The sequence below is a fragment of the Streptomyces sp. NPDC101234 genome (genome assembly GCF_044767525.1).
GTDB classification, from domain to species: Bacteria; Actinomycetota; Actinomycetes; order Streptomycetales; family Streptomycetaceae; genus Streptomyces; species Streptomyces sasae.
The window spans coordinates 427,548-444,425 of sequence record NZ_JBIWOA010000003.1; the positions used below are offsets into that span (position 1 = coordinate 427,548).

The 16,878-nt window shown below is 72.1% G+C and carries 15 protein-coding genes; 6 read left to right on the plus strand and 9 right to left on the minus strand.

Annotated elements, in window-relative coordinates:
- Positions 1-26 precede the first annotated feature (26 nt).
- Entirely contained in the window at positions 27-980 is a 954-nt protein-coding gene (locus ACIRR9_RS08410) for a ribose-phosphate diphosphokinase (RefSeq protein WP_403748930.1), read from the minus strand.
- Between the two features lie 59 nt (positions 981-1,039).
- Positions 1,040-1,753: an SDR family oxidoreductase gene (locus ACIRR9_RS08415; protein ID WP_403748933.1), complete on the minus strand. Its 714-nt coding sequence runs from the start codon at positions 1,751-1,753 to the stop codon at positions 1,040-1,042.
- Between the two features lie 74 nt (positions 1,754-1,827).
- Here ACIRR9_RS08415 and ACIRR9_RS08420 point away from each other — a divergent pair, with 74 nt between their 5' ends.
- Positions 1,828-2,643 carry a helix-turn-helix transcriptional regulator gene (locus ACIRR9_RS08420; protein WP_403748935.1) on the plus strand — a complete coding sequence of 272 codons (816 nt, stop codon included), beginning with the start codon at positions 1,828-1,830 and terminating at the stop codon, positions 2,641-2,643.
- A 122-nt stretch (positions 2,644-2,765) separates the two neighbouring features.
- On the opposite strand, the gene ACIRR9_RS08425 is transcribed toward ACIRR9_RS08420, so the two are convergent.
- Positions 2,766-3,440, minus strand: a complete 675-nt coding sequence (locus ACIRR9_RS08425; RefSeq protein ID WP_403748938.1) for a response regulator — start codon at positions 3,438-3,440, stop codon at positions 2,766-2,768.
- A complete protein-coding gene (locus tag ACIRR9_RS08430; protein WP_403748941.1) occupies positions 3,437-4,630 on the minus strand; it encodes a sensor histidine kinase in 1,194 nt (397 codons plus the stop codon). The genes ACIRR9_RS08425 and ACIRR9_RS08430 overlap by 4 nt, the downstream gene beginning before the upstream one ends.
- A gap of 177 nt (positions 4,631-4,807) precedes the next feature.
- Here ACIRR9_RS08430 and ACIRR9_RS08435 point away from each other — a divergent pair, with 177 nt between their 5' ends.
- A complete protein-coding gene (locus ACIRR9_RS08435; RefSeq protein WP_403748944.1) occupies positions 4,808-5,437 on the plus strand; it encodes a class I SAM-dependent methyltransferase in 630 nt (209 codons plus the stop codon).
- Here ACIRR9_RS08435 and ACIRR9_RS08440 read toward each other — a convergent pair.
- The gene (locus tag ACIRR9_RS08440) at positions 5,364-6,554 is read right to left on the minus strand and encodes a cytochrome P450 (protein WP_403748947.1); all 1,191 of its coding nucleotides are present in this window, start codon (positions 6,552-6,554) and stop codon (positions 5,364-5,366) included. The genes ACIRR9_RS08435 and ACIRR9_RS08440 overlap by 74 nt on opposite strands.
- A 141-nt stretch (positions 6,555-6,695) precedes the next feature.
- Between ACIRR9_RS08440 and ACIRR9_RS08445 the strand changes: the two genes are divergently transcribed.
- From ACIRR9_RS08445 to ACIRR9_RS08455, 3 genes are all read left to right on the plus strand, one after another.
- Positions 6,696-7,397: a DUF4230 domain-containing protein gene (locus tag ACIRR9_RS08445; RefSeq protein ID WP_394365492.1), complete on the plus strand. Its 702-nt coding sequence runs from the start codon at positions 6,696-6,698 to the stop codon at positions 7,395-7,397.
- 436 nt (positions 7,398-7,833) lie between these two features.
- Positions 7,834-8,361 (plus strand): VanZ family protein, encoded by a 528-nt coding sequence (locus tag ACIRR9_RS08450; protein ID WP_403749027.1) that lies wholly within the window; start codon positions 7,834-7,836, stop codon positions 8,359-8,361.
- A gap of 230 nt (positions 8,362-8,591) precedes the next feature.
- Positions 8,592-9,830, plus strand: a complete 1,239-nt coding sequence (locus ACIRR9_RS08455) for a ricin-type beta-trefoil lectin domain protein (protein ID WP_403748951.1) — start codon at positions 8,592-8,594, stop codon at positions 9,828-9,830.
- A gap of 10 nt (positions 9,831-9,840) precedes the next feature.
- Here ACIRR9_RS08455 and ACIRR9_RS08460 read toward each other — a convergent pair whose 3' ends face one another.
- The gene (locus ACIRR9_RS08460) at positions 9,841-10,098 is read right to left on the minus strand and encodes a hypothetical protein (protein WP_365342037.1); all 258 of its coding nucleotides are present in this window, start codon (positions 10,096-10,098) and stop codon (positions 9,841-9,843) included.
- A 586-nt stretch (positions 10,099-10,684) separates the two neighbouring features.
- Here ACIRR9_RS08460 and ACIRR9_RS08465 point away from each other — a divergent pair.
- On the plus strand, positions 10,685-11,647 hold the full coding sequence (locus ACIRR9_RS08465; RefSeq protein WP_403748954.1) for an SDR family NAD(P)-dependent oxidoreductase: 963 nt from the start codon (positions 10,685-10,687) through the stop codon (positions 11,645-11,647).
- Positions 11,648-11,808: 161 nt separating this feature from the next.
- Here the strand turns inward: ACIRR9_RS08465 and ACIRR9_RS08470 are convergent, their stop codons facing one another.
- The 3 genes from ACIRR9_RS08470 to ACIRR9_RS08480 form a co-directional block, all read right to left on the minus strand.
- Positions 11,809-11,997 (minus strand): hypothetical protein, encoded by a 189-nt coding sequence (locus ACIRR9_RS08470; protein WP_403749030.1) that lies wholly within the window; start codon positions 11,995-11,997, stop codon positions 11,809-11,811.
- Positions 11,998-12,108: 111 nt separating this feature from the next.
- Complete coding sequence (locus ACIRR9_RS08475; protein ID WP_403748956.1) at positions 12,109-13,398, minus strand: ROK family protein; 1,290 nt, start codon at positions 13,396-13,398, stop codon at positions 12,109-12,111.
- A gap of 203 nt (positions 13,399-13,601) precedes the next feature.
- Positions 13,602-16,757 (minus strand): bifunctional cytochrome P450/NADPH--P450 reductase, encoded by a 3,156-nt coding sequence (locus ACIRR9_RS08480; RefSeq protein WP_403748958.1) that lies wholly within the window; start codon positions 16,755-16,757, stop codon positions 13,602-13,604.
- Positions 16,758-16,878: the final 121 nt, after the last annotated feature.

A 16,878-nucleotide genomic window follows, 5' to 3' on the forward strand; every position in this document is an offset into this window, starting at 1 on the left:
TCAGCGCTACAACTCCTCCTTCCTGTCTAGAGGTTGCGCGGCTCGTCGAACAGGGCGCTCACGGACTCGCCGTTGTGAATCCGGCGTACGGCCTCGGCCAGCGCCGGGGCGATGGACAGGATCCGCAACTTGTCGGTGTGCTCCTCGGCGGGCACCGGCACGGTGTTGGTGCAGACGATCTCCAGCACGTCGGGCTGCTCGCTCAGCCGCTTCAGCGCCCCGGCCGCGAACAGCCCGTGCGTGCACGCAACTCGAATGGACCTGGGCCCCAACTCCCGCAGTCGGTCAAGAAGTTCCAGCACCGTGCTGCCCTTGGCGATCTCGTCGTCGAGCACGATGATGTCCCGCCCGGCCACATCGCCGATCACCGAGCTGATGGTGACCCGGTCGTCGGCGAACCGCTGCTTGGCACCGGCCGCCACCTGGGCGCCGATCAGCCGGGCGAAGGCGGCGGCCTCCTTGGCGTTGCCCAGGTCGGGCGAGACGACGGTGGTGCGCGAGAGGTCGTACCGCCGGAAGTGCGCGGCCAGCTCCCGCAGCGCGTGCAGATGGTCGACGGGCACCGAGAAGAAGCCGTGCACCTGCGGGGCGTGCAGGGTCATGGCGAGGACCCGGCTCGCGCCCGCGGCCACCATCAGGTCGGCGACCAGGCGGCCGCCGAGCGAGATGCGCGGGGCGTCCTTCTTGTCGGAGCGGGCGTAGGAGTAGTGCGGCATGACGACGGTGATCCGGCCTGCCGAGGCGCCCCGGGCCGCGTCGCACATCATCAGCAGCTCCACCAGGTGCTCCTGCACCGGCCGGACCAGGGGCTGGATCAGGAAGACGTCCCGCTCCCGGCAGTTGGCCTGGAGCTGCACCTCCAGACAGTCGTTGGCGAACCTGCTGACCCGGGTCGGGCTGAGCGGCACCCCGAGGTGCGCACAGACCTCCTCGGCCAGCTCGGGGTGGGCGCTGCCGCTGAAGACGGCGATGTCTCGCACGATCCGCTCCTCGCATGATCATCACGGGCTACGGCCTCATGCTACGGACCGTGGCGCGCTCACCACGGCACGGGTGTGCCGTCCCAGGAGAAGAACCCGCCGGTCGGCCCGTCGTCGGGCAGCAGCGCCAGCCGTACGGCCCCACGCGCGGCCTCGGCCGGATCCCCGCCGCCGGTGATCCCGGGGACCAGGTCGGTGGCCCGCCGTCCCGGGGCGAGGGCGTTCACCTTGATCCCGTCCCCGGCCAGTTCCTGGGCGTAGAACACGGTCAGCGCGTTGAGGGCGGCCTTCGAGGAGCGGTAGGCGGCGGACCTGGGGCTGCCGTGGGCGAACTGCGGATTGGGGTGGGTGCTCCAGGTGAGGGAGGCGGTGCCGCTGGAGACGTTCACGACACGGGGGCGGGCGGAGCGGCGCAGGGCGGGCAGGAAGGCGTTGGTGACCGCCACGACACCGAGGACATTGGTCTCGTACGTCCGCCGGAAGTCCGCCACGCCGGTCTCGGCGGGCGGGCCGGTCACCGGCTGGACACCGGCGTTGTTGACCAGGACGTCCAGGCGCTCGACCCGGGCGGCGGCCCGCTCGACGCTGCCCGGGTCCGTGACGTCGAGGACGAGGAGCCGGGCGCCTGCGCCGATCTCCTCGACGGCCCGCTCCCCGCGCCCGGCGTCCCGGGCGCCCACATGGACGGTGAAGCCCTCCCCGGCGAGGAGCCGGGCGATCTGCAGGCCGATGCCCTTGTTGGCACCGGTGACGAGTGCTGTGCGATCGTTCATGACAGCCACGGTTCCCCGGCCGCGTCCGTCCTGCCAGGGACCACCTGTACCAGGCGGACCAGGGAGGCGACGGTATGGCGCGGCAGGAACTGGCCCGCTTCCTGCGGGAGCACCGGGCGGGACTGAGCCCGCGGACCGTGGGGCTGCCGACGGGCCCCGTCCCGCGCCGCACGCCCGGTCTGCGCCGCGAGGAGGTCGCCGAGCTGGCCCATATGTCCGTCGACTACTACACCCGGCTCGAACAGGCCCGTGGCCCGCGCCCCTCCCCGCGGATCCTGGACGCCCTGGCCGGGGCCCTGCGGCTGGCCCCGGCCGAGCGCAGCCACCTCTTCCGGCTGGCCGGCTCGGCCGCGCCGCCGCCCGGCACCTCGGCGCCCCGACAGGTGCGCCCGCAGGTGGCCCGGATGCTGGAGCGGCTGCCCGACACCGCGGCGATCGTCACTGACGCGACCTACGGCCTGGTGGCCTGGAACCCCCTCGCCCAACTGCTGCTCGGCGGCGACCTGGGGCACGGCACGACCAACCTGGCGCGACGGCGCTTCCTGGGCCAGGGACGGATGTACGAGAGCTCCAGCGCCGAGGAGTTCGGGCACATCGTGGTGGCCCGGCTGCGACGGGCCACCGAACGCTATCCGCACGACACGCAACTGGCCGCCCTACTGGGCGAGTTGCGGGCGGAAAGCGAGGAGTTCCGGCGGATCTGGGCGACGCATCCGGTGCATGCCCCGGGGCATCGCGCCAAGGTCGTCGACCATCCGGAGCTGGGGCGGCTGCGGCTGAACTGCGACGTCCTGCTGGTACCGGAGGACGACCAGGAGGTCGTCCTGGTGACGGCGGATCCGGGCTCACCGTCGGCACACCGGATCGCGGAGCTGGCGACGCGGGCCTGACCGACCGGGGAGCGCGCCGCCGATGAGCGGGTCGCCGTACGCCGTCGGACGACGGGCCGCCGGGTGGCTACCGCGCGACCGGCACCCGGCACCCGGCACGGTGATTCGCCACGCCCCGATCCTCAGCCGCCGACCGTGACGAGTCCGCTCTCGTAGGCGAAGATCACCGCGTGCACCCGGTCCCGCAGGTCCAGCTTGCCCAGGACCCGGCCGAGATGGGTCTTCACCGTGGTCTCGCCGAGGAACAGCCGCGCCGCGACCTCGCCGTTGGTCAGCCCCTGGGCGACCAGGGCGAGCACCTCCCGTTCGCGCCCGGTCAGCAGGGCCAGTCGGTCCCGTTCGGCTGCGGGCGCGGTGGGCAGGACGAACCGCTCCACCATCCGCCGTACCGCCGAGGGTGCCAACATCACCTCGCCGCGCAGCACCGCCCGGACCGTCACCAGGATCTCCTCGCCCACCGCGTCCTTCACGAGGAAGCCGGAGGCCCCGGCGCGCAGGGCGCCGTAGGCGTACTCGTCGAGGTCGAAGGTGGTCACGACCAGTACCTTCGGCGCCGGACCGCGGGAGCAGAGCTCGCGGGTGGCCGCCAGCCCGTCCAGGCCGGGCATCCGGATGTCCATCAGGACCAGGTCGGGCCGGAGTTCGGCGCACAGCTCCAGCGCGGTGTGCGCGTCGGCGGCCTCTCCGGCCACCATGAGGTCGGGCTGGCTGCCGATCACCATGCGCAGCCCCGTGCGGATCAGTTCCTGGTCGTCGCAGAGCAGGACTCGGTACGGCGCGGCCGACGTCCCGCTCACGCGGTCACCGCCTCGGGGCGCAGGACGGCGTCCACGCGGTAGCCGCCGCCGGGACGCTGTCCCGCGGCCACCGTTCCCCCGTAGCGGGCCGCTCGCTCCCGCATCCCGGCCAGACCTCGTCCGGCCGAGACGGGCAGCGCCACAGGTGCGGTGCCGGTGCCGGCCGAGTTGTCGACGCGGACCCGGACCCGGCGGCCGGGTCCGGGGCTGCCGAGGTCGATCCGCACCCGGGTCCGGGCGCCGGGCGAGGCGTGTTTGGTCACGTTGGTCAGCGCCTCCTGCACGATCCGGTACGTCTGCTCGACCGCGTCGGCGGACACCCCGGCCGGGTCCCCACACACGTCGAGGCGGGCACCACAGCGGTCGGCGAGGGTGCGCAGGTCCGTCAGGTCCGGGGCGCGGACCTGCTCCTGCTCGCCGTCCGGGCCGAGGACGTCCAGCAGGCGGCGCAGTTCCCCGAGTGCCTCCCGGCCGGTCGTGCCGATCACCGCGAGGGCCCGGTCGGCGGCGGTGGGGTCGGTGGCGCGGGCGAGCCGGGCGCCCTCGGCGTTGAGGACCATCACCGAGACTCCGTGGGCCAGCACGTCATGGATCTCGCGGGCTATCCGGGCGCGTTCCTCGGCGGCCGCCGCACGGGCCAGCGCCGCCCGGCGGGACTCGGTGAGCTCGGCGCGGCGGGCGAACTCGGCGAGATAGGCGCGGCGGGCCCGCACATAGGCGCCGAGCATCCAGGAGCCGGCGAGCCAGAGGACCACCAGCGCCGGGGTGAACCAGGTGTCGGGGCCGGCCGTCGCGGAGTCGGACAGCCAGTCCGGCACCCACAGCAGCACACAGGACGCGGCGCAGACCGCGACGACCGTGGCCGTCCTGCGCAGGCCGCGCACCACCAGGGTGTACAGGACCGCGCTCAGCGCCAGCACCCCGCGCCCCGGCTCCCGTCCCCACACATCGCCGAGATACTGCGCCCAGAAGGCCGCCGTGACGACCGAGGCCGCGAGCACCGGCCGGGTGCGCCGCCAGAACAGGGGGACCACGAAGCCGGCGTAGACGACGAGCTGCACCCACACCGGCCGCCAGCCGGGCTGGGCGCGGATCACGGGCGGTCCCACGACCAGGGCGATCAGCAGGGCGTCGGTCAGCCAGGGGTGACGCAGCCGCCACCCCGGCAGGTTCTCGATCAGGCGAAGCACCGATCCACGCTACGACGGCGGGTCCGGCGCAGGCGTCAGCCCACAGACGGCACAGAACTCCTCCCACGGGACGACCCGTCGGGCCCCTGAGTACGACCCGGGGCGGGCCGGCAGTGCCACCCGGTGCGGCCCGGGGCAGGACGCGGGGTTACCCGGGCGCCGCGGAGTGTGGCGGTCGTGTCGATCACCACTCAGTTCCTCAGGCGTCCTCTCACCACCGGGGCGGTGGCCGCCAGCTCGCGTCGGCTGGCCAGGGCCATGACCCAGCACACCGGCCTCGAAACGGCCCGGCTCGTCGTCGAACTCGGTCCGGGTACGGGCGTGTTCACCCGGGAGATACTGCGGCAGCTGCCGGCGGACGGCCGGCTGGTCGCCATCGAGCTCAACCCCGTGCTCGCGGACCGGCTGTTCGCCACGCACCGCGACGAGCGGCTCACGGTGGTCAAGGGGGCGGCCGCGGAGCTGGCCGGGGCGGCCGGGGCGCCGGTGGACGCGGTGGTGTCCGGGCTGCCGTGGACCGTGATGGCGGCGGCCGAACGGGACCGTACCCTCGACGCGGTCGCCGGGGCGCTCGTGCCCGGCGGCTGTTTCACGACGTTCGCCTATCTGCACGCGGCCTGGACCCCGCCGGGCCGCCGGCTCGCCGCGGCGCTCCACGACAGGTTCGCCACGGTGCGGCGGACCCGGGTGGTGTGGCCGAACCTGCCGCCCGCGTTCGTGTACCGGGCGACCCTCACCACGACACGGGAAGACACCGCGGGCTCCGGGTCAGCCGGCCCTCGCGCCAGTCGATCGTCGCGGGGGTGAACTCGGCGCGCAGCCCCGGGAAGCGGACGGCGAGCCGGTGCAGGGCGAGGGTGATCTCCAGGCGGGCCAGCCAGGCGCCCAGACAGTGGTGGGGTCCGGCGCCGAAGATCACGCCGGGCACGGGCAGGGGTGCGGTGAGGTCGGGTGGTCCGGACGGATAGACGTCCGGGTCACGGCTCGCCGAGTTGGTCTGGACGGCGACGACACTGCCCGCCGGGATGGTGACGCCGCCCACCACGGTGTCCTGGACGGCCCTGCGCAGCAGCCCGGGGAGCACCCGGCCCTCGCTGATCGGCACGGTGCGCAGCAGTTGCTCGGCCGCGGTGGCCGCACCCTCCTCGTCCACCGCGAGAGAGGGCCAGTCGGCATGCCCGTCGGTGAGGAGGTAGACGACGATGTTGCCGAGCGCGGACATCGTCGTCTCGTGCCCGGCCACCACCAGACCGCAGACCAGCGCGACCAGTTGGCGTTCCTCGATGCCGAGCGAGTCACCCGCCGCCACCAGCCCGCTCACCAGGTCGTCACCCGGCCGCGTCCGCCGCTGTGCCACCAGTTCCGCCCCGAAGTCGGCGAACTCCCCCATCGCGGCCTTGACTTCCTCCGCACTGTGCGCTCCCCCGGACAGCGCGTGGTCGGCCCAGTGCCGGATGCGTTCGCTGTCGATGTGGTCGAGCCCCATCAGCCGGCAGATCACCGATACGGGCAGGGGCCGGGTGAACCCTTCGACGATGTCGGCCGGCCGAGGGGTGGCTGCGAGTTCGTCGAGGAGTGATTCGACCACCGATGCCACCCAGGGGCGCCAGCGTGCGACGGCACGCGGGGTGAACGCCCGCTGGACCGTGCCGCGCAGCCGCTGGTGCCCGGGACCGTCCTGGTTCACCAGTCCGTCCGGGTCGCTCAGCAGGTTCGGTACGGCCAGCAGCGGCGGGGCGTCCTCGGCGTGCAGGGAACTCCGGTCGAACCGGGCGTCCATGAGCACCTGGCGGACGTCGTGGTAGCGGGTGACGAGCCATACCGGGGTACCGGTGGCCAGGGCGGCGGGCCGCGGCGGACCGGACTCGGGATACACCATACGGTGCATGGGACATAAGGGTCGAGAGGTGCTGTCTGCGGTCATCCGGGGCTCCTGGCACGCCGACGGGCAGTCACTCCACGCTAAAGCGTGTATCAGTCCTGCGTCAGCTGTCTCAATCAGCCAACAACACGGTCTGGCAAGGCTTTTGCCGGGCATTCGTGTCGTTGAAAGGAGGGCCGTCACATGGCGAGTTCCACCAAGGAGAGCTCCACGAAGGAGACTCGGACTCCGGTCAAGGCCCGGCCCCGGCGCATGCCCGGTTGGGCGAAGCTGGTCACGGCGTTCGTACTGGTGCTCGTGGTGCTGTTCGCCGGGATCAAACTGGCGGTACTGCCGGGCATCAAGGACCTGTTCGGCACGGAGTCCCGCGACAACACGGGTCCCGCGCTGCTCAAGTCCATCCAGGACATGAGCCGTTACGATGCCGCGGCCGGCAACTTCCAGGTCGTCGTGGACCTGGAGAAGGACGCCAAGTACCTGCCCAGCGCGATCCGCGGCACCCGCACCCTGTACGTCGGGGCGGGCACCGTGGAGGCCTATGTCGACCTCGGGCAGATCGGCCAGAAGGACGTGACGGTCAACGGCGACCGCACCGAGGCCACCATCCGGCTGCCGCACGCCCAGCTCGGCAAGGCGACCCTGGACGCCGACCACTCCTACGCCGTCTCCAAGCAGCGCGGTCTCCTCGACCGGCTCGGCGACCTGTTCTCGGACAACCCCAACAGCGAGCAGGCGGTGCAGAAGCTGGCCGTGAAGCACATTTCCGACGCGGCCAAGGACAGCGGACTGACCACCCGGGCGGAGACCAACACCACCAGCATGCTGGAGGGGTTGCTGCACTCCCTCGGCTTCACGGAGGTGCATGTGTCCTACGGCACGGTGTGATCGGCTGGCAGCAGGACCCCGGCCGCCGTCCAGTGGACGGCGGCCGGGGCGCTGCCCGATCCGGCATCGTCGGGCTTTTCGCGGGTAACTGGCTTATCACGCCGGAAAGTTGAAGAGTGGAGGACCAATGGCCAGCGCCGCCTCGCGCCTGCGTTTCACCAAGGGCGAGACCACCGAGGAGACGAAGAGGGACGGGGACACCGGCAAGAAGCCCGGGGTGTTCACCAAGGCCGTACGCGTCGTCAAGGCCCGCGGGGCCGAGCCTTCCGCCGCTCCGGGGAAGGGGAAGGCCGCCAAGCCGGCCGGCTCCGGGAAGAAGAACATCATCGGCAAGGCGGCCGGCACCGGCAAACCGGGCGGCACGGCCAGGACCCGCAAGCCCGGCGGCACCGGCAAACCGGGCAGCACCGCCAAAAAGAGCGACACCGCCAAGAGGATCGACACCGGCAAGAAGAACGACACCGGCAAGAAGGGCACCGCCCCCGCCGGGACCGGCTCCGAGCGTCGCCCGCTCCCCCTCCCGCTGCGCCTGCTGGCGATGGCGATCGCTTTCGCCGCGATGGTGGCGTTCGCCGCCGTACTGGCCCGGCTGACCCTGGACCCGTCCCCGGCGTCGGTGTCGATCGCGCACACGAATCTGCACCCGGGCACCACCATCAAGCTCTATCTGGACCAGCCCTCGGTCCGTGACACCGTCAAGCAGATCGGCGGGAACGTCATGCTGGGCCTCCCCTTCGGGATCCTCGTGCCGGTTCTCGCGCCCAACGCCCGCGGGATCCTGCGAGTGCTGGCGCTCACCGCGATCGTGATGCTGCTGGTGGAGATGGCGCAGGGTGCGCTGGTCACCGGCCGGGCCTTCGACGTGGACGACGTCATCCTCAACACCTCGGGTGCGCTGATCGGTTGGCTGCTGCTGGGCCGGCGGCTCGGCCGGGCGGTGCACGCGCGAAAGCCCAAGGCGTAGCCCCGGTCCGGCACGGCGGTCGGCGGTCGGCACTCATCGGCCGTCGGCCGTCGCGACCGCCAGTCGCCAGTCGCCAGTCGCCAGTCGCCAGTCGTGCGGCCGTTCGACACTGGTCCGTACCAAACTCTTGACGCGCTACTTATCTCACTTCTTAAATCAAGAGGCGACGCCTTCACCCCCCACCTCGGCCGGCCGCCCCCCGCGTCCGGTCGCCGACGGAAGGATGGGCCGTGGCCTCCCCACGACTGCTCCGCAGATGCCTGTTCGCCGCCCTGTCCGCCGCCCTGGTCGGGTCCGTCGCGGTAGGCCCCGCGCACCGGGCCGAGGCCGCCGGCACCGCCGCGGCCGCCGTGACGACCTTCTCCGACAACTTCGACGGTCCCGCCGGTTCGGCGGTGGACTCCTCGAAGTGGAACTCGGAGACCGGCGACAACGTCAACAACCACGAGCGCGAGTACTACACCTCGGGCACCAACAACGCGGCCCTCGACGGCCAGGGGCACCTGGTCATCACGGCCAAGAAGGAGAATCCCGCCAACTACCAGTGCTGGTACGGCACCTGTCAGTACACCTCGGCCCGGCTGAACACCTCAGGGAAGTTCAACGCCCAGTACGGGCACGTCGAGGCCCGGATGAAGATCCCACGCGGCCAGGGCATGTGGCCCGCGTTCTGGATGCTCGGCACCCCGGTGAACTGGCCGGACTCGGGCGAGATAGACGTGATGGAGAACGTCGGCTTCGAGCCGTCGACCGTACACGGCACCATCCACGGCCCCGGCTACTCCGGCTCCGGCGGCATAGGCGCGGCCTACTCGCTGCCGAACGGCCAGGCCTTCGCCGACGCCTTCCACACCTTCGCGGTCGACTGGGCACCGAACTCGATCACCTGGTCGGTCGACGGGAACGTCTACGAGACCCGCACGCCCGCCGACCTGAACGGCAAGACCTGGGTCTACAACAACAAGCCGTTCTTCCTGATCCTGAACCTGGCCGTCGGCGGCTACTGGCCCGGCGACCCGGACAGCTCCACCTCCTTCCCGGCCCAGCTGGTCGTGGACTCGGTGTCGGTGACGACCAGCAACACGGCGACCGGGGTCGCGATCAAGGGCCTGGCCGGCAAGTGCGTGGACGTGGCCGGGGCCAACTCGGCCAACGGCACCGCCGTCCAGCTCTACGACTGCAACGGCAGCGCCGCCCAGCAGTGGACGGTCGGCAGCGACGGCACGATCCGCGCGCTGGGCAAGTGCATGGATGTCACCGGCGGCGGCACGGCGGACGGCACCGCGGTCCAGCTCTACGACTGCAACGGCAGCGCTGCCCAGAAGTGGGCCGTCTCGTCGGCGAACGACATCGTGAACCCGCAGGCGAACAAGTGCCTGGACGTCACCGGCAACAACTCGGCCAACGGCACCCGGCTGCAGATCTGGACCTGCTCGGGCGGCGCCAACCAGAAGTGGACGGTCGGCTGAGAGCAGTGCTCTAGCGGCTGGGTGAGCGGGGCTTCCAGGTGAACTTGTCCCCGCCCACCCAGCAGACCACGCCCGGGTCGTCGAGGTCATGGACCGTGATGCCGTAGGCCGCGGCGACCGACAGCACCTCGGTGATGTCCCTCGCCTCGGCGACCACCTCGCCGTCGATCTCCACGATGCGGAAGGGAAGGGTCCCCGGCTTGCCGGTCATGACCCCGAGCACCAGGATCCGCGGCTGGGAGATGTGGGGGCTCGCTATCTCGGTCATGCAATCGAGGGTAGATCTCCCGGGCGGAAGTGACCTGCGAGAGCCCCCTGACGACGGAGGCGCTCCAGACCCCCGTCGAGGCGCCGGAACGGCTCGCCTTCCTGCTGGTACGGCGCCGGCACCTGGAGTCCGTCAAAGGCATGGCCCCGCAGACGACCCAGGTGGCCGACGCGTCACCGACCGAGGATTTGCCCGGATATTTGCGCATGCTTGATGAAGATACGGGCGAACCGCTCACCCGCCCGGCTCACTGCCGGACAGCCCGCCGACCAGGCGGTGATGCGGATCACGTAGCGGCATGGAACAGTCCGGGGTGGTTGTCCGTTGAACCAGCCGTGGGTGCGGATGGGACAGTGTCCCCGGGCCTCACCTTTTGCCCACAGGGACGATCGTCCGGCTGAAGCCCTGTGGAGCGTTTCGCCGAGAGGCGACCGCCATTCGTGCCCACCACCCGGCCGCCCCGGCCGCGAATCCCCCGTCGCGGCCGGGGCTTTCCGTCGCCCGCTCCGCCCCTTTCAGGGCCTTTCGCGGGAATTCAAGATCTCCGCTTGACTTCGAGCGCACTCCAATTCGTAGCGTTCAAGTCATGAACACCACGACTCCTCAGCACAAGATCGGTTCCGGCTTCGGCGCGGAGAGCACGGCCGAAGACGTCCTTGCGGGCCTCGACCTGAGCGGCCGGCTCGCCATCGTCACCGGCGGCTACTCCGGGCTCGGCCTGGAGACCACGAAGGCCCTCACCGGGGCGGGCGCCCATGTCGTGGTGCCCGCACGGCGCCCCGAGGCCGCCCGGGAGGCCCTGTCCGGCCTGGACCGGGTCGAGGTGGACCAGCTGGACCTCGGTGACCTGGACAGTGTGCGCGGCTTCGCCGAGCGGTTCCTGGCCTCCGGCCGGACCGTCGACTTCATGATCGACAACGCCGGGATCATGGCCTGCCCCGAGACCCGGGTCGGGCCCGGCCGGGAGGCGCAGTTCGCCACCAACCACCTCGGTCACTTCGCCCTCGTCAACCGGCTCTGGCCGGCCATCGAACCCGGCGGCGCCCGGGTCGTGTCGGTCTCGTCCCGTGCCCACCACTTCTCCGGGATGCGCTGGGACGACGTCCAGTGGCAGCACGGCTACGACAAGTGGCAGGCCTACGGCCAGGCGAAGACCGCGAACGTGCTGTTCGCCGTGCATCTCGACCGGCTCGGCCAGGGCTCCGGTGTGCGGGCCTTCTCCCTGCACCCCGGCGGCATCATGACCCCGCTCCAGCGCCACATCCCCCGTGAGGAGATGATCGAGCGCGGCTGGATCGACGAGCACGGCACGGTGCTCAACCCCCAGGGCTTCAAGACGCCCGCGCAGGGTGCGGCCACCCAGACCTGGGCGGCCACCTCCCCGCAGCTGGCGGGCATGGGCGGGGTGTACCTGGAGGACTGCGACATCGCCGGGACGGCCGTGGAGGGCGAGCCCACCGGTGTGAAGGCCTGGGCGGTCGACCGGGAGCAGGCGGCCCGGCTGTGGGACCTCTCGGCGGAGCTGACGGGCGTGAACGCCTTCGCCTGACACCCGGCCGTGCTCAGGCCGCCGCACGCCGCGCCCCGCGCCCGGCGTCGATGAACTCATGGGGGCCTCCCGGGGTGGGTCCTGCGGACTTCCTACGGACCTCATCCTCACGGCGCCCGTACGCCCGGACGATTAACTCCCGGGTCATGGCCGCCCCGCGCTCAGCCGGACGGCTCGTCGGGCACCGGATCCCCGGGGTGTACCGCCCCCGAGCGCGGTGCACCCCGGGGTCCTGTCCCGGCCTCGTCGGTGTCGGGGAGGCCGGCGTCCTCGCCGCGGTCGTCCGGGCGACGGCCCTCGGCCGCGTCCCACGGGTCCCGGCCGTCCGGCCGGGCCTGCTGGTCCTGCATGTCCCGGGGTACGGGCCTGCCGTCCCGTCGGTCGCCCACGGCTTACTCCCCTCGCGTCGATCCGGGTGCTGTGCGAGTACCTCCTCCCGGAGTCCCGAAACGGGGTGCGTCTCAGCGCGGGGAGCGCTCCTCCAGTGCCGTGCGCCAGGCGGGGAGCCGGTCCTCGGTCACCGGTTCGGCACGGCGCCCGCCGCGACTGAAGAAGTCGGCGAGAGGCAGGATCGCGGCGCCGACGGTGACCGCGTCCGGACCGAGCCGGCCCAGGTCGATGGTGACCTGCTCGGCGGGGTGGCGCAGCGCGTATGTGGTCGCGTACCGGCGTACGGCGGGCAGGAAGCGGGCGCCGAGCTGGAGGCCGGCCCAGCCGCCGATGAGGATCCGCTCGGGCTGGAAGAGGTTGATCAGGTCGGAGAGGCCGGCGCCCAGGTACTCGGCGGTCTCCTCCAGGACGGCCAGCGCGACCGGGTCGGGCTCGGCGCCCTCGGGCGGGTAGGCGGCGGCGAGCATCGCGGTGAGCGCGCTCTCCTCGTCGAGACCCTCGGCCGGACGGCCGCCCTCCTCGCGCCAGCGGGCGAGCAGCGACTCGGCACCGGCGTACGCCTCCAGGCAGCCGAGCGCGCCGCAGCGGCAGCGGCGGCCCCGCACCCGTACGGTCAGATGCCCCCATTCGACGGCCCGGCCGTGCTCCACCTCCGCGGTCACCAGGCAGGCGCCGACGCCGGAGCCGAACAGGACCACGACCGCGTTGTCCGCGCCGCGTCCCGCGCCGAACCACATCTCGGCCTGGCCCAGGGTCTTGGCGCCGTTGTCGATGAAGTACCGCACGGAGTCCGGGAGTTGGCAGCCGGAGCGGAGCAGTTCCTCCAGCGGGACGGCGTCCCAGCCGATGGTCTGGCCATGCACGACCGCGCCCCGGTCGTCGGTGTGCTCGACGATGCCGGGAACGCCCACGCCGACGCCGAGCAGCAGCTCGGGGGAGGCACCCTCGGTGGCGAGGACCTCGTCGATGCCGTCCCGGATGTGGCCGACGATCACGTCGACGTCGTAGCCCTGCTGGGCCAGCGGGCGCTCCACGCGGGCGAGTTCGGTGAGGGTGAGGTCGAACAGCTCGACGCGGACCCGGGTCTCGCCGACGTCGACGCCGATCATGTGACCGCTGTGCGGGGCGACGCGCAGCAGGGTGCGGGGGCGGCCGCCGTCGGAGTCGACGCTGCCGGCCTCCTCGACCAGGCCGTCGGCGACCAGGTCGGCGACCACGTTGCTCACCGATCCGGAGCTCAGGCCCGTCGCCGGGCCCAGCTCGAAGCGGCTGAGGGGGCCGTCGAAATAGAGCCGCTGCAGCACGGCCGTGCGGTTGGCCCTCCTGAGGTCGCGTACCGTGCGCCCGTTCCGCCCCGCCATGTGGCTCCCTTCACGAACCCTTCCCGACCTGCAAGATACTCCTTCGGGGGGCCGGAAGCGATATTTTCCCAACCCTTAGTTCACGCTGTGAGCTAAGGGCTTCGAGGGTGGTGGGTACGGTTGGTGCGCGAGCAGCCGACCGGTGGGGCTGATCGCGCAGTTCCCCGCGCCCCTGACGGGGCGCTGCAGAACGACGGCGTCGATCAGTTCGCGGCGTATACATCTTCCACATATCGGCCGTCCGCCACCAGGGAGTTCAGCCATTCATCGGCGTTTTCGCCAGGAGCACGGTCCTGGAACATCGTGCGGAACGCGTCGCGCACGCCCGGTGCCATCCTGCCGCCGTCCCCGCAGACATATACCTTCGCACCCGCCGCCAGCAGGGCCCACACCTCGTCGGCCTCGGCGACGATGCGGTGCTGGACGAAGGTGCCGTCGGTGCTGAAGGCCGGTCGCAGTGATACGGCCCCGGCGGACTCGGCGGCGTACAACTCCTCGGCGTGCAGGAAGTCGGCCTCGGGCGCGTCGCAACCGAAGTAGCAGAGGGCGGGCGGGAGTCGGGTGCCGGCCGCGCAGGCGGCCGTGCGGTCGGCCACCGCGCCCCGGAAGGGGGCCAGGCCCGTGCCCGCGGCGATCATGACGACCGGTGCGCTGTCGTCGATACGGAACGCCTCCCGGCACGGCTGGACACGGGCGTACAGCGTGTCGCCGGGGCGGAGCGAGGTGAGGTGGCCGGAGCCGGTACCCCGGTAGGTGCCCTTGCCGGAGCGGGCGGGAGCCTCCAGGAGGGAGATCATCAGGTCGGCATGGCGGGGGTCGGCGGCCGGGGACGAGGAGATCGAGTAGTGGCGTGGCTTCAGCGGGGTCAGGAGCTCCAGCAGCCGGGGCCAGTCCAGGGCGCCGCGCAGCGCCGGGTGGTCCTCGATGATCTCGACGAGGGTGCGCGGGTCGTCGCCCAGGGAGGCGAGGGCGGCCTTCTCGGGCGGGCAGGGGTTGGCGTCGGCGAGGAGGGACAGCTGCTGGGCGCTCGGGCACTCCTGCAACTCGACGTGTTGTGTGAGGAGTTGGCGTACCGTCACCGGGCGGTCGACCGCCAGGCCGTCGCGGCGCGGGCGGGTGGCGCGGATGTCCAGGACGGTGTCGAGGTCGACGCCGAGGGCCGCGGCCGCGCGGGCGACCAGTTCCGGGGCGTTGGCGGGCAGCACGGTCAGATGGTCGGCGGTGCGGTAGGCGACGCCCTCGGGCAGGGCGATGCGCAGGAAACGCTTGGTGCGCGGGTAGCCGGGGGCGGTGAGGTCGTACGCCTCGGTGACCGTCATGGGAACCAGCCCGTGCCGTTCGGCGAGGGCGTTGACGGGGCCGCCCGTCAGGGTGCGGATCTCGTACACGTCGGCGGGCTCCGGCTCCGCCGGGGAGACGGCATCGGGGTCGCCGTACCGCTCCAGCAGTGCGGTGCGCAGCCGGGCCGTGAACGCGTGGACCGTGCCCGTCAGGTCGCCGGAGGCGTCGGCGGCGGCCCGTTCGGTGAGCCGGGTGGCGCCGAGTTCCGCGAGGCGGGCGTCGACGCGGGTCGGGAAGTGCTGGTAGGTGGCGGACCAGTTGCGGTCGCCGACGCCGAGCACGGCGTAGGTCACTCCGGTCAGGTCGGGGTTGCCGTCGAGCCAGGCGGCGAAGGCGGTGGCGTCGTCGGTGGGGCGGCCGTTGTAGGAGGCGGCGGTGATGACGACGGGCCGGTCGGTCGGGAGACCGGTGGTGTACGCGTCCAGGGCCGCGACCTCGGTGACACAGCCGATCTCGGCCGTCTCGTCGGCGAGCCCGGCGGCGAAGCCGCGGCAGGTGCCGTAGTTGCTGCCGTGCAGCAGGAGTGCGCCGGTGCCGGGGCGGACGCGGGCCGGAAGCGCGGTCGACTCGTGCGCCTCCTGGGCGATGGTCGGCAGGGCGCCCGGCAGGGGCTGGTGGACACGGTCGGCGGGGGTGCGCGGGGTGAGGGTCAGGGTGAAGCCCTCGGGCTTGAGGGTGAGGGTCTCCTTGACGGTGAGCGCGTAGTCCGCGTGGTCGTGCGGCCGGTAGCGGTGCACCAGCATGGCCAGCAGCATGGTCGCCTCGTGGAGGGCGAACTGCCTTCCGATGCAGGCGCGTTCGCCGGTGCCGAAGGGCTTGAAGGCGTGCACCGGCCGGGCCGCCTCGGCCTGGGCCGTGAACCGGGAGGGGTCGAACAGTTCGGGGTTGTCGCCCCAGACCGGCTGGCGGTGCAGCATCGGCGCGAGCACGGTGACCGCCTGCCCGGCCTTCAGCGGGACCCGCCCGCCGAGCAGGGTGTCCGCAAGGGCGTGCCGGCCGAACGCGGCCGCGGTCGGCCAGAGCCGCAGCGCCTCGTTGAGCACCTGCCGGGTGTAGGTCAGGCGGCCGACCTCGTCGTACGTCGGCTCCGGGTCGGGCGTGTCGCCCCACAGGGCGTCCACCTCGCGCTGCACCAGTTGGAGCGCGGTCGGATGCTTGGCCAGGTAGTACAGGGCGAAGGACATCGCGCCGGAGGTGGTCTCGTGGCCCGCGATGAGGAAGGTGATGACCTGGTTGCGGATGTTGGCCCGGTCCAGGGTGGTGCCGTCCTCGGGGTGCCGGGCGGAGAGCATCAGGCCGAGGAGGTCCGCTGCTTCGCTCTGGTCGGTGCCGGTGCGGGAGGCGATGACGTCGTCGACGACCTGGGCGAGGTAGTCGGCGTCGTCGCGGAAGGCCGCGTCGGCCGCCGAGTGGTCGGCGCCGGGCTTGCGGGCCAGCCGGGTCATGCTCCACTCCAGACAGCGGACCATGGACTCGACGAAGGGGTGCGGCTCGGCGCGCTCGAACGAGCCGAAGTCGTAGCCGAAACCGGCCAGGCCGATGGTGTCGAGGGTCATCCGGGTCATGTCGTCCGGGACGTCGACCGGGCGTCCGTCGCGGGCCGCGCGGTCCCAGGAGTCGATCAGCCGGCGGGCGACCTCGAGCATGACCGGGTGGTAGGTGTGCATCGAGCCGAGGGCGAAGGCGGGCATCAGGATGTCGTGTGCCTTGGCCCAGTTGGGCTCGTCGTTGTAGGCGGTGAACAGTCCGTCGGCGGCGAAGGCCCGCACGTTCTCCAGGGCGGGCCCGACGTGCTTGGCGAACCGTTCCTCGTCGGCGAGGTCGGCGACCAGGTCGGCGTCGGCGACGAACAGGGTGTCCCGTCCGTGCAACCGTCGTACGAGGACCGGTCCGTGCTCCCGCATCAGGTCCATGACCTGCTGGATCGGGGTACGGCCGGGGCCGGTGGCGGTGATGTCGACGACGGGGACGCCGAGCAGGGCGGGTGCGGTGTCGGTGTGCGGCGCGGTGGGGGGCATGGCGCGACAACTGCCTTTCGCGGTACGGAAATCCTGTGCTCCAGCGTGGTCCTCCGGGAGGCGGGCACAGCACCGTCGCACTACACGATCGTGCAGTCGAAAGTGCTCGCCGGGTCTTGCG

What these genes read in the sequence shown, in the direction of transcription:
- ACIRR9_RS08415 (WP_403748933.1), bottom strand. Translation starts at nt 1,753, where the DNA reads ATGAACGATCGCACAGCACTCGTCACCGGTGCCAACAAGGGCATCGGC.
- ACIRR9_RS08420 (WP_403748935.1), top strand. Translation starts at nt 1,828, where the DNA reads ATGGCGCGGCAGGAACTGGCCCGCTTCCTGCGGGAGCACCGGGCGGGA.
- ACIRR9_RS08440 (WP_403748947.1), bottom strand. Translation starts at nt 6,554, where the DNA reads ATGACCGCAGACAGCACCTCTCGACCCTTATGTCCCATGCACCGTATG.
- ACIRR9_RS08445 (WP_394365492.1), top strand. Translation starts at nt 6,696, where the DNA reads ATGGCGAGTTCCACCAAGGAGAGCTCCACGAAGGAGACTCGGACTCCG.
- ACIRR9_RS08460 (WP_365342037.1), bottom strand. Translation starts at nt 10,098, where the DNA reads ATGACCGAGATAGCGAGCCCCCACATCTCCCAGCCGCGGATCCTGGTG.
- ACIRR9_RS08465 (WP_403748954.1), top strand. Translation starts at nt 10,685, where the DNA reads ATGAACACCACGACTCCTCAGCACAAGATCGGTTCCGGCTTCGGCGCG.
- ACIRR9_RS08470 (WP_403749030.1), bottom strand. Translation starts at nt 11,997, where the DNA reads ATGCAGGACCAGCAGGCCCGGCCGGACGGCCGGGACCCGTGGGACGCG.
- ACIRR9_RS08475 (WP_403748956.1), bottom strand. Translation starts at nt 13,398, where the DNA reads ATGGCGGGGCGGAACGGGCGCACGGTACGCGACCTCAGGAGGGCCAAC.
- ACIRR9_RS08480 (WP_403748958.1), bottom strand. Translation starts at nt 16,757, where the DNA reads ATGCCCCCCACCGCGCCGCACACCGACACCGCACCCGCCCTGCTCGGC.